Source organism: Dyadobacter linearis (assembly GCF_907165045.1).
Taxonomy (GTDB): domain Bacteria; phylum Bacteroidota; class Bacteroidia; order Cytophagales; family Spirosomataceae; genus Dyadobacter; species Dyadobacter linearis.
Genome location: NZ_CAJRAU010000007.1, coordinates 283,248 through 294,937 on the forward strand (window position 1 = coordinate 283,248; position 11,690 = coordinate 294,937).

Here is an 11,690-nt window from a genome sequence, read left to right on the forward strand (position 1 = left end):
TTTTGTTGGACAACCGGATCAGAAATTAATGCTCAAACCAGCAGAGTAGGTCTTCGAAAGGGGATAGGTCCTTCCGTTTGTACCGTCGCCGTCGAATTGTTCCGGGTCGATGTATTTGCTTCTCAGCGGCGTGTAAGTCAGCAGGTTTTCACCACTGATATATATCCGCGCGTTCGGGATGCGGAGTTTGGTGGTCAGTTTAGGAGGAATTGTATAGCCTATCACCACGTTTTTCAATCTCAGATAGCCCACATTCTGAATGTACCGGTCGTTTCTTGCATTCAGGTCGCCGCCGCCATTCAGTGCTGTGTAGCCACGCAGGATCGGGAAGTATGCATCCTGATTTTCAGGAGTCCACACATCTTCCTGGAAATCTTTTGGAATGAAAGAATAATAAGGTCTCGAATAAGGTCCCCAGAATTTGTCCGCATTCGCGCCCGGGTACCAGTTTTTGCGAAGAATACCTTGCGCCAGGGCTGAAATGTCAAATCCTGACCACGATGCACCCAGGTTAAGTCCGTAACGGAACCTCGGGCTGGTGTTTCCGATCACTTTCAAATCGCCGTGATCAGCCAGGGTATTGGCTCCTTCCGAGATCTTCCCGTCACCGTTCACATCAATGAATTTGAGATCACCCGCCTGCAATTTGCTCCATTCGCCCGGCGCGCTCAAACGCTGCTTGTTGACCAGTGTCTGATCCACCGTATAAGCCTGCGCCTCGTCGTTTGATTTGAAATATCCGTCAATCGAATATCCCCACATTTCTCCGATCGTCTGGCCTTCGTAGCGGCTGGAAAGGATTTTATTTGGGTTGTCAAATTTCGTGATCTTCGCTTTGTAGTCAGATAAAATGAACGACGCATTGTAGGAAAGCACTTTTCCAGCCACTTTAAACTGATCTCGCCAGCTGAGCGCCAATTCGAATCCGCGCGTTTCAAGGTCACCTGCATTCTGCGTCGGAACAGTAGCTCCGTACACTGATGGAAGAACCTGGCCGGGGATCAGCATATCCGTTGTTCTGCGGATGTAGGCGTCAAATACAAGGTTCAGCCTGCTTTTGAAGAAATCTGCGTCGAGACCAATATTGGAAGTGGTCGCTTTTTCCCAAGTCAGATTAGACGAGATCGGGTTCGGATTGTTGACATAATTGAGTTTCTGTCCGTTCGTCATCCAGGAAGAAAGCGCAGTCGGCATTGTAGAAATATAAGGATAGTAGCTCGCCGAGTTATTATTTGCCGGCAGCTGGTTGCCTAATGTTCCATAAGATGCTCTGATTTTCAGGTTATTGACAGCGCCTTTGATCGGGTCAAAGAAATTTTCCTCACTGATTCTCCAACCTGCTGAAACCGAAGGAAAGAAACCGAAACGGCGACCTTCACCAAAGCGCGAAGTACCATCGTAGCGACCATTCACTTCAAGCAGGTATTTGCCCATATAATCATAGTTGGCCCGGAAAAAAGCGCCGAATAGTGAATACTGGTAAGAATCTCCGTCAGTCAGCTGCTCGCCGGTACCGAGGTTCAGGTCATTCAGACTTTCAGAAAGCAGGTTTTTTCTGGCACCAAAAAGCCGCTGGTGCTTTTTGTTTTCATAGTTCATACCCAAAGTACCGGCGATATAATGCTTGCCCAGTGTTTTGTTATAAGAAGTATACACATTGGTCACATTCATCGGGTCGAACCAGAATGTCTTCTTCAACTGGTCGGTATTGTAATTAGGTACCGGCGTCAATATGCCGGGCTGGACCGAATACTGCGCGACCGCGGAACGGTACCAGTCGTCGGCGATGTAAAACGAATAAGAGTGATTTGCTACCAGGTTCCAGTTCTTGGTGAAATCCATCGTGATCGTATTGATCGTGGTCAGCTCGTGGACTTTCTTTTCACCACCGGCAACACCTTTCAATAGATTGGCAAACAACCCGTCGCCAATCGAATAGTTGTTTTTCAATGTATTATAGGTAGCAGTACCGTCCGGGTTACGGGGTGCGTAAGCCGGCATTGCGTGCACGGTAATCGCGACGAAATTCGCATTTGCGCCGCCTTCCAGTCCGGGATATTTGTATCTGGAATCAAAATACTGGGTATTGTTACTGATTTTCAGCCACGGGGTCAGCTGCGCATTCACTTTCGTACGCAATGTGTAGGAGTTGAATTTATCGGTATTGATCCGCATGATCCCTTCCTTTTGAAAAGCCGAACCTGACAGGAAATAATTGATCTTGTCCGTTCCTCCCGAAACATTGAGGTTATGCTGGCTCGTAGGCTGGGTCATATCGAAGATCGTATCCCACCAGTTGTAGTTTCCGTAGTAGTTGTAAATGTCTTTTCCGTTCACATTCTTCACCACTGTCCACGGGCGGGCAGGATTTTCAGTTTTGTCGTATCTTCTGGCTTCCAGTTCGGCATAATCTTCTTCTGAATACCGCGTGTAGGTATTGCCCGTCGCGCGTTTGAAAGCCTCGTCATTCAGCATCGTATGTTCGTACCCGTTCGTCATAAAGTCGGTGCTGACAGTAGGAGTGGACCAGCCGAAGTTATTGCTGTAACCAACGCTCGTTTTGCCGCTCTTCGCCGTTTTTGTAGTAACTAAAATTACCCCAAAAGCACCGCGCGCACCGTAAATGGCCGAAGCGGCCGCGTCTTTCAACACCGAAACAGACTCTACGTCGCCCGGGTTAATGCGGTTAATATCCCCCGGAATACCGTCGATCAGTACCAGCGGGCCGCCACCGTTAATCGAAGTTTCTCCGCGCACGTTCAAGCTGCCGCCCGAGCCTGGCTGGCCGGTACTGAATGTAATGTTCAGGTTAGGGACCATACCCTGCAATATTTGCGACATATTGTTCAAAGGTCTGTTTTCAAGATCTTTGGAACTGATCGTACTCACAGCGCCGGTCAGGTTAACCCTTTTTTGCGTACCATAACCAACTACAACTACTTCCGAAAGTGCCTTATTATCTGTATCCAGCGAGATATTGATTTCCGAGCGGCTGCCTACAACCACTTCCTGCGAGATATAGCCGACGAAACTAAAAACCAGTACCGCTTGCGGGTTGGGAACTACCATTGTGAATTTTCCATCACTGTCGGTTGTGGTACCCTGCGCACTTCCCTTCAAAACCACACTCACGCCCGGTAGCGTACCCTGCCCGTCATTCGAGCTTACCGTACCGGTGATGGTAATATCGACCGGGTTGACATAATTATAAAGTTTCTCTTCCATATTATTGATGAAAGATTCTTCCTTATTCACCTTGGTCTTCGCCAGTACGATCTGCTCGTTGATCACCTTGTAATCGATCCCCCTCGGGGTCAGCAGCTGGTCAAGTACTTTCGAGAGTTTTTCGTTTTTTACATTAATACTAACCTGCTCCCTCACAGATACTCTGCTGCTGTACACAAAACGCGTATTTACTTTCTGCTGAATCTGGTTTAATGCTTCTTTAAGCGAAACATTTTTCAGGTTCAGTGTCATATCCTTGCTCAGAACAGATTGAGCGGAAGTCTCCTTCGCATAGCTGCCCCCGGCGAGCAGGGTAACGATAATCCATTGAAGCAGTCCAATGCGCATGATTTTTCGCCAGTTGACCGGCTTGTTACGTACTGATTTTTGCATAATTTTGATTGTCTGATGGTTAGGCACTGTTGGATAAATTCTTCTTTTTGATCGGTGGTACGATCAAAAAGGCTTTGTTTTGGAACCGGGGGTGGTGGTACACCTCCGGTTTTTTCATGGTGGTACTGAGTGGATGTTCATAGCTGACAGATTGGATTATTCACAGGGCGCGCCGCTGATCGTGATCGTATCGCCGGACAAGGAATAACTGGCCTCCAAAGTGGTACAGAGCATTTCAAGAATGCTGTTCAGAGGATGTGATTCAAAGTTGGCGGTGACGCTGCACTGGGCGATGCCCGGGTTGGAAAATGAAATATTGACATCGAACCGTTTTTCAAGCTGCTCGATCACTTTGATCATCGGAGTTTCTTCAAAAACAATGGTTACCGGTTCATAAATGGGCTTTCTGGCTTGCGGAACGATTACACGGGCAGTCAGTTTTCGCGAACCCGTTTCAAACAAAGCCTGCTCTTTAGGCTTCAAGATCACCTGCTGCGCCGCACCGACCTTATCCCGGGCGGATACTTCCACACTGCCTGTGACCACATCCACCTGAAACATTTTTTTGCTGACGGGCGCTTTTACATTAAAGCTCGTACCCAATACCCGGATCGCCAGCTCGCCGCTTTCGATCAGGAACGGGCGGGCAGGATCTTTTTGAATATCAAAAAAACCTTCTCCTGAAAAATGGACAGCCCGCTGGTTTGTATCAAATGCTTTCGGATAAATAATAACTGCATCCGGATGCATTGCCACTGAACTTTGATCGGGAAGCTGGTGGATCACGATCCGCGTCGCCTCGTTTCTGAAAGTGATCAGTTCGACAGATTTGTTCTGGATTTGCTGCGCAGCAATTTTCTGTTCTTTTGCCTGATTTTTGACATTATAAAAAAAGTAAATGCCCGCAGCGAGCAGTACCGAGGCCGCAATGCTGGTCAGCCAGCGCCAGCTGTACGAAAGCGCCGGTTTCTCTTCCTCAAAATCCAGTTGATTCTTTATTTCAGAAAATGTATTGTTCCTGATCTCTCCCACATCCGAGTCGGGCAGCTGGTCAAGAAATGCAGATTCCCCTTGCAGCGATTCGTACCACGCTTCCACCTGCGCCTTTTCTTCTTCGGTGCATTGGTCCAGCAAATATTTTTGAAGCAGCGAAGGGGGGATCTGAGGGGTCATCTTCCTAATAATGGTTATACCAGGAAGTCGCGCGCCGGAGCAGCGACCCTTAGCCGGTCGCTCAATTTATTTTCAGAAGATCAGAGAAAGTATTAAAGCGTAGATCATGTGCTCTTTCAAATGCGCTTTCAGTACTCGCAAAGCTTTGGTAATGTGCTGTTCCACAGTCTTTTCCGAGATAGAAAGCTGTTCTGCGATATTTTTATTGGCAAACCCCTGGCGGCTCAGGATGAATACTTCCTGGCATTTAGGCGGCAGCAAATGTAGTCCCGACTGGTAACGAAGTTCCAGATCGGAGACCAATGCAGACTGGTCGGCGGTTTCCTCGTGGCCGGGCTGGTGGATAGTCCACTGGTCGTAATGGCGGCGGCGGGTAAGTTCTTTTCTGTAAAATGAAATAACCTGCCTTTTGGCGATCGTGAACAGCAGTGACTTGCAGCAATCGGCATGCATGCGATCGCGTTGCTGCCAAAGGTTCACAAAAAGCTCCTGAATAATCTCCTGAGCCGCAAATTGATCGTGAACTTTACTGTAAGCATAATTAAAAAGCGACTTGAAATAGCGATTGTAAAGCGCTTCAAATGCCAGCTCATCGTGCTGCTCACGGATCAGCGTAAGGATATTTTCATCGGAACAGTTGTCGTATATGTAGTTCATAATGAAGATGGCCTGTGAAATCTGACTTTAACGTGGTCGGAAGGGTTTACAAAATTCGCAATTAAATTTGTTCAGGGGTCTTTGTCCAGATTAAGTATTCTCTTTCTTTTTTTTACTTTCTTAATATAAAATTAACATCACTTGAAAAACTACCCACAGGCTGCACGCATTCTCGTGGCGATCGACTGCATCATTTTTGGTTTCGATGGCAAGGAAATCAAGCTATTGCTGATCAAAAGGAATTTTGAGCCGGAGAAGGGAAAATGGTCGCTGATGGGCGGTTTTGTGAATGAGGACGAGGATCTTTCCGACGGTGCTGCCAGGATACTTTATAACCTGACCGGCCTGAAAAATATTTATGTGGAGCAACTGGAAACGTTCGGTAAAGCCAGGCGCGATCCCGGCGAGCGGACTGTCTCGGTGGTTTTTTCTGCACTGATCAAAATTGACGCGCACGATTCCGAAGCTGTGCGAAGCCACAATGCATCCTGGATAGCCCTGGACGCGCGGCCGAAGCTGATATTCGACCACGAAGAAATGGTTGCGCGCGCTATCGAACATTTGAAATACAATGCAGCACTTCACCCGATCGGCTTCGAGCTGCTGCCCGAACGTTTTACGATCCCGCAACTTCAAAAACTCTACGAAGCGATTTATAATATCCCCATCGACCGGCGAAATTTCAGCAGGAAGCTGCTTTCAACCGGCTTACTGATCGATACGGGCGATAAAAATAACAACGGCGCAACGAAAAAGGCGACGCTCTACAAGCTGGACACCGAGAAGTATAAAGCCAATTTCCATTCCTTCTGGAATTTTATGCCCGATTCGATGAAGGAATGAAGGAATGATTGAATGATTGAATGATTGAATGATTGAATGAGATAGTGAATGATTGAATGACTGAATGATTGAATGACCGAATAATTGATTAGTGTTATTGAGTTTCTGTTGTGATTAAGAGCTATAAAGAATTACACAATTATTCATTCATTCGAAACTCCATTCATTCATTCGATCATTCAATCATTCAATCATTAATAAATTGTGTCAATTTTACACCAGAAACAAATTTAATTATATTTGGTAGTCGATAATTGAAATAAAAGTCAGCCGGTAAACTATCCTAAACCTATTCAGATGAAGCAAGATTATGTAATTGGAATTGATTTCGGGACCGACTCGGTGCGGGCATTGGTGGTGAATGCGCACACCGGCGAACAGGCAGGTACCGCTGTGCAGGAATATGAACGCTGGAAGCAGGGGAAATACTGCGACGCCTCGCAATCCCAGTTTCGCCAGCACCCGCTCGACTACCTGGAAAGTATGGAAAGGGCAGTGATCCAAGCGCTGGACAATGCACCTTTCGAAGCCAGGAATCTGGTGCGCGGAATTTCGGTAGATACCACCGGTTCCACTCCGGTAGCGGTTGACAAAAACGGCACGCCGCTCGCGCTGCTGCCTGAAATGGCCGAAAATCCGAACGGAATGTTCATTTTATGGAAAGATCATACTGCCAATGCAGAAGCTGAGGAGATCAACCGCCTCGCCGATTCCTGGCCTGAAAACTATATCCGGTTCGTAGGCGGTATCTATTCTTCTGAGTGGTTTTGGGCAAAAATACTGCGTACCCTGCGCGCAGATCCGGAAGTGCGCGAAAAAGCATTTTCCTGGGTCGAGCATTGCGACTGGGTTTCGGCTGAGCTGACGGGTGATACCGATCCTTTAAAACTGAAAAGATCACGCTGCGCGGCTGGGCACAAGGCGCTCTGGCATCAGGATTTCGATGGGTTGCCTTCCAATGATTTCTTGAAAAAGCTCGATCCGCTACTCGACGGTTTGCGCGACCGCTTGTTCGATACGACCGAAACTTCCGACAAACCAATGGGCACGATCTCGGATAAATGGGCCCAAAAGTTCGGTATTCCGGCGGACACTGTGATCGGAGTAGGCGCTTTCGATGCGCACATGGGCGCTGTGGGTGCATTGATCGAACCTTATTCATTATGCAAAGTGATTGGTACTTCAACCTGCGATATGCTGATCGCGCCGAATGAGGAAGTCGGTCACCTGCTGATCAAAGGAATTTGCGGGCAGGTCGACGGTTCCATAATTCCGGGAATGCTTGGAATGGAGGCGGGGCAATCGGCTTTCGGAGATATTTATGCCTGGTTCGGAAAGCTTGTTGTGGAGCCGGTACGAACATTGCTTGGCGAAGAAGCTGCAAAAGAAATAGCAGCCAAACTAATACCGCACCTGGCTGAGCAAGCTGGAAAATTGCCTGTAAAAGAGACAGATCTCATCGCGGTGGACTGGCTGAATGGCCGGCGTACACCCGACGCTAAACATACATTGAAAGGTGGAATTCTGGGCCTTAACCTCGCGAGTGACAGTCCCAAAATATTCAAAGCGCTGGTGGAATCAACCGCATTCGGATCCAAAAGTATCGTCGAGCGTTTCCGGAACGAAGGAGTACCGATCAACGATGTGATCGCGATTGGCGGCGTGGCTAAGAAGTCTGCATTTGTAATGCAAACACTCGCCGACGTGCTGAATATGCCTATCAAAGTAGCTGCGTCCGAGCAGGCTTGTGCATTGGGAGCGGCCATGTTTGCAGCGGTTGCGTCGGGCATTTACGCTACATTACCCGAGGCGCAGCAGGCGATGAACTCAGGCTTTGATGCAGTATATCAGCCGCGCCAGAAAGAGGCGCAGGTTTACGAGCAGCTTTACCAGAAATACCTTGTTTCCGGTGCATTCCTGGAAAATGAATTTCTCAAAAAATCAGAGCCAGCTGTTATCATACCAGTTGCTGATACTTATTAAAACATTCTTTTAATTAATCCCAATGCTAGATTTAAAACAGTTTGAGATCTGGTTTATCACCGGAAGCCAGCATTTGTACGGAGAAGAAACGTTGCGCCAGGTCGATGAGCATTCACTTGCTATTGCCGGTTCGCTGGACAGTTCTTCCCAAATACCTGTCCGGGTCGTTTTTAAGCCGGTCGTAAAGTCTTCAGAAGAGATTTTCCAGATTATCCAGGAAGCGAACAGCAAACAAAATTGCATTGGAATCGTGGCCTGGATGCACACTTTTTCTCCTGCAAAAATGTGGATCAGGGGCTTGCAGATCCTGCAAAAACCTTTGCTGCATTTGCATACCCAATTCAACCGCGATATCCCGTGGGCCAGCATTGATATGGATTTTATGAACCTCAACCAGTCTGCCCATGGCGACCGGGAATTTGGGTTTATGATGACCAGAATGCGGCTCAACCGGAAGGTAGTTGTGGGGCATTGGCAGCAGGAGCAAGTGCAGGAACAAATCGGCCAATGGGCCAGGGTTGCTGCGGCACGCCACGATTTGCAGGGAGCGAAATTTGTCAGGTTTGGTGATAATATGCGTCAGGTGGCAGTTACCGACGGAGATAAGGTAGCCGCAGAAATGACTTTTGGATTTTCGGTCAATACCCACGCGGTAGGTGACCTGGTTCAGGTGATCAACCAGGTTTCGGACTCCGACGTAGACAGGCTGGTGGAAGAATATAGCGCAGCCTATGAAGTCGCAGAAACGCTTAGAAACGGGGCCGGAAGGCATTCGTCGCTTCGTGATGCCGCCCGAATTGAGCTTGGGATGAAGTACTTTTTGCAGGATGGAAATTTCAAGGGATATACCAATACGTTTGAAGATCTGCACGGGATGAAGCAGCTGCCGGGAATCGGCTCGCAGCGGATGATGGCGGCGGGTTACGGGTATGCAGGCGAAGGCGATTGGAAAACGTCGGCGATGGTGCGCGCATTAAAAGTAATGGCCAGCGGACTGGAAGGCGGAAATTCGTTTATGGAAGACTATACCTATCATTTCGACCCGCAAAACAGCCTGGTATTGGGCTCGCACATGCTCGAAATATGCCCGAGTATTGCTGCCGGAAAACCTTCCTGCGAAATCCACGCATTGGGAATAGGAGGCAAGGAAGATCCGGTGCGCCTGGTATTTGACGCGCCCGCCGGGCCTGCAATAAACGTGTCTCTGGTGGATCTTGGAAATCGTTTCCGGATCATTGTGAATGAGGTAGACGCCGTGGAGGTAACTGAGAAACTGCCGAAATTGCCTGTTGCCAGGGCGCTATGGAAGCCGCAGCCAGATATGCAGACAGGTTGTGCAGCCTGGATTTACGCCGGCGGTGCGCACCATACTGTTTACAGTCAAAATCTGACAGTAGACCATATTGAAACTTTCGCTGAAATGGCGGGTGTGGAGCTGGTTGTGATTGATAAAAATACAACGCTAAGACAGTTGAAAAACGAGTTGCGGTGGAGTGAGGGATTTTATAAGTAACTAATATGTCGAAATATAAATACCTGAAAGAGCAGGTTTACGAGGCCAATATGGAGATTCCGAAGGAAGAACTGGCGATCGTTACATTCGGTAACGTAAGCGGGATCGACCGGGCGGCGGGCGCTGTGGCTATCAAGCCAAGCGGCATTCCTTATCACCGACTGCGGCCGGAGGATATTGTAGTAGTGGATCTCGATAATGTGGTAATTGAAGGATCCATGCGGCCGTCTTCGGATACTAAAACGCATACCTTGCTTTATAAAAGCTTTCCTTCCATCGGCGGGGTTTGTCATACGCATTCTACTTATGCTGTGGCGTGGGCGCAGGCGATCCGGCCGATTCCCAACCTGGGTACCACCCACGCGGACCATCTTACGGCGGCTATACCCGTTACAGAAGTAATGTCGGATGAAATGATAGAGGGAAATTACGAGCTCGAAACGGGCAATCAGATTCTGGATCTTTTTGCAGCACAGGGACTGAGCTATGAAGAAGTGGAAATGGTGCTGGTCGCCTGCCACGGACCATTTACCTGGGGCAAAGATCCGGCGAAAGCTATATACAACTCTGTGGTCCTGGAAGAAATCGCCAGAATGGCTTATCTGACTTTACAGATAAATCCTTCGGCAGGCACCATCAAACAAAGCCTGATCGATAAGCATTATTTCAGGAAACATGGAAAAAATGCCTATTACGGGCAGGAGTAGTTATTTTTTATCCATCCGCTGACTGGCGATTTTCCGCATCTGACGCAAAGCTTCCTCTCTCGAAATTCCTTTATTATTGGACTTGGCCTCTTCGATCGCCTCTTTCGTGAACCGGCCTTTGATCATATTATACAGGGCAAAAAACATAGTGGATCCGCTGATTATTGTTTTGAATATCTGATAATCAAACTTACCAAACAATCGCCTATAAAAAAACTGCCGGATGTAGATACATCCGGCAGCGGTATTTTCTAAACGTTGAGTATGAATTGACCTTAACCAATTGCTTCCTTACGCAGCTTGCTGCCCGGATTAAATTCATCTTTGATCCAGCGAACAAAGTTGTTGGAATTGGTCTTGTAAATTTCTATTGATAAAGGTTTAATACCGCTGAACTCCACTTCTCTCACGTATTCAGCATGCAACTTTAAAATTTCTGAAAGGGTCTTGCTGTCAGTTTTCATTGAAAATCGGTGAATGTTTAGGTTTACAAAGATTGTTCAGAGGGTTCCAACAAACATGTTCCCAAACACCGGATGCTTTTTACGAAATGCAAAAATTTATATTTTAAATTTTTTTAATTACATAAACGGGTATTTGTATCCACAAGTTTATTTAAAAAAAGCTTCCTAAAATTGGAATATTGTTACAAAATGGGACAGATTGTGTAAATCGGGGAGGGGAGCAAAAAGTTTGTTCTCGTGCACAGCTGGGTTGGGAGCTGTGAAAGAATCAATAAAAGTATGCCTGATCAGCAAGTTTGGGAGGGGAGACGCAGGGTAGGGTAATGGGAGAAATCAAAGCGATAATCTGTTTTTTAAATAGCTGACTTCCAGGGGTTTTGGAAGCAAATCGATGATGTGCGGGCTGGCCTTCGCTTTTTCGATATCGCGTGTGTCGATGGTCGAGGAGAGCATGAATATCTTGACTTTTTCTCTCAGGAACCCGGGCAGATTTGCGTATTCGTCCACAAACTCAAACCCGTTCATATCGGGCATTTGCAGGTCGAGTAAAATGATCGTTTCAGGAAGTACAGAACCCTCGGTGAGCAGGTGTTTTAGCGCTTCCCGCGCAGAATTGAAGGTTTTGACAGTATCGGTTATCCCGCTCTTGATGAGCAACTTTTCGTAAATGAATAGATCGAAGGCGCTGTCGTCTATCAAACAGAAGTGTAGAAGAGGCTTCATGAGCGACCG

Annotated in this window: 10 protein-coding genes; 4 read left to right on the forward strand and 6 right to left on the reverse strand. The window is 47.5% G+C overall.

What is annotated here, in order from left to right; all coding sequences use genetic code 11:
- Window positions 1–18: 18 nt before the first annotated feature.
- From KOD92_RS22310 to KOD92_RS22320, 3 genes are all read right to left on the reverse strand, one after another.
- Window positions 19–3,618 carry a TonB-dependent receptor gene (locus KOD92_RS22310; protein ID WP_215235819.1) on the reverse strand — a complete coding sequence of 1,200 codons (3,600 nt, stop codon included), beginning with the start codon at window positions 3,616–3,618 and terminating at the stop codon, window positions 19–21.
- 156 nt (window positions 3,619–3,774) lie between these two features.
- Entirely contained in the window at window positions 3,775–4,791 is a 1,017-nt protein-coding gene (locus tag KOD92_RS22315) for a FecR family protein (protein WP_215235820.1), read from the reverse strand.
- Window positions 4,792–4,863: 72 nt separating this feature from the next.
- Window positions 4,864–5,448: an RNA polymerase sigma factor gene (locus KOD92_RS22320; protein WP_229254803.1), complete on the reverse strand. Its 585-nt coding sequence runs from the start codon at window positions 5,446–5,448 to the stop codon at window positions 4,864–4,866.
- A gap of 141 nt (window positions 5,449–5,589) precedes the next feature.
- Between KOD92_RS22320 and KOD92_RS22325 the strand changes: the two genes are divergently transcribed.
- The 4 genes from KOD92_RS22325 to KOD92_RS22340 all read left to right on the forward strand — a co-directional run bounded on the left by KOD92_RS22325 (window position 5,590) and on the right by KOD92_RS22340 (window position 10,494).
- Window positions 5,590–6,291, forward strand: coding sequence for an NUDIX hydrolase (locus KOD92_RS22325; RefSeq protein WP_215235821.1), 702 nt, complete (start codon window positions 5,590–5,592; stop codon window positions 6,289–6,291).
- A 297-nt stretch (window positions 6,292–6,588) separates the two neighbouring features.
- Window positions 6,589–8,274 (forward strand): ribulokinase, encoded by a 1,686-nt coding sequence (locus KOD92_RS22330; RefSeq protein ID WP_215235822.1) that lies wholly within the window; start codon window positions 6,589–6,591, stop codon window positions 8,272–8,274.
- Between the two features lie 22 nt (window positions 8,275–8,296).
- On the forward strand, window positions 8,297–9,787 hold the full coding sequence (araA, locus tag KOD92_RS22335; protein WP_215235823.1) for an L-arabinose isomerase: 1,491 nt from the start codon (window positions 8,297–8,299) through the stop codon (window positions 9,785–9,787).
- Window positions 9,788–9,792: 5 nt separating this feature from the next.
- Entirely contained in the window at window positions 9,793–10,494 is a 702-nt protein-coding gene (locus KOD92_RS22340; protein ID WP_215235824.1) for an L-ribulose-5-phosphate 4-epimerase, read from the forward strand.
- Here KOD92_RS22340 and KOD92_RS22345 read toward each other — a convergent pair whose 3' ends face one another.
- From KOD92_RS22345 to KOD92_RS22355, 3 genes are all read right to left on the reverse strand, one after another.
- Window positions 10,495–10,641: a hypothetical protein gene (locus KOD92_RS22345; RefSeq protein WP_215235825.1), complete on the reverse strand. Its 147-nt coding sequence runs from the start codon at window positions 10,639–10,641 to the stop codon at window positions 10,495–10,497. It lies immediately after the preceding gene.
- Window positions 10,642–10,769: 128 nt separating this feature from the next.
- A complete protein-coding gene (locus KOD92_RS22350) occupies window positions 10,770–10,958 on the reverse strand; it encodes a hypothetical protein (protein WP_215235826.1) in 189 nt (62 codons plus the stop codon).
- A gap of 333 nt (window positions 10,959–11,291) precedes the next feature.
- Complete coding sequence (locus tag KOD92_RS22355) at window positions 11,292–11,681, reverse strand: response regulator (protein ID WP_215235827.1); 390 nt, start codon at window positions 11,679–11,681, stop codon at window positions 11,292–11,294.
- Between the last annotated feature and the right edge of the window lie 9 nt (window positions 11,682–11,690).

Coding starts and splice junctions, on each gene's coding strand:
- KOD92_RS22315 (WP_215235820.1), bottom strand. CDS start 4,791: ATGACCCCTCAGATCCCCCCTTCGCTGCTTCAAAAATATTTGCTGGAC.
- KOD92_RS22320 (WP_229254803.1), bottom strand. CDS start 5,448: ATGAACTACATATACGACAACTGTTCCGATGAAAATATCCTTACGCTG.
- KOD92_RS22340 (WP_215235824.1), top strand. CDS start 9,793: ATGTCGAAATATAAATACCTGAAAGAGCAGGTTTACGAGGCCAATATG.
- KOD92_RS22350 (WP_215235826.1), bottom strand. CDS start 10,958: ATGAAAACTGACAGCAAGACCCTTTCAGAAATTTTAAAGTTGCATGCT.
- KOD92_RS22310 (WP_215235819.1), bottom strand. CDS start 3,618: ATGCAAAAATCAGTACGTAACAAGCCGGTCAACTGGCGAAAAATCATG.
- KOD92_RS22355 (WP_215235827.1), bottom strand. CDS start 11,681: ATGAAGCCTCTTCTACACTTCTGTTTGATAGACGACAGCGCCTTCGAT.
- KOD92_RS22345 (WP_215235825.1), bottom strand. CDS start 10,641: ATGTTTTTTGCCCTGTATAATATGATCAAAGGCCGGTTCACGAAAGAG.
- araA (WP_215235823.1), top strand. CDS start 8,297: ATGCTAGATTTAAAACAGTTTGAGATCTGGTTTATCACCGGAAGCCAG.
- KOD92_RS22330 (WP_215235822.1), top strand. CDS start 6,589: ATGAAGCAAGATTATGTAATTGGAATTGATTTCGGGACCGACTCGGTG.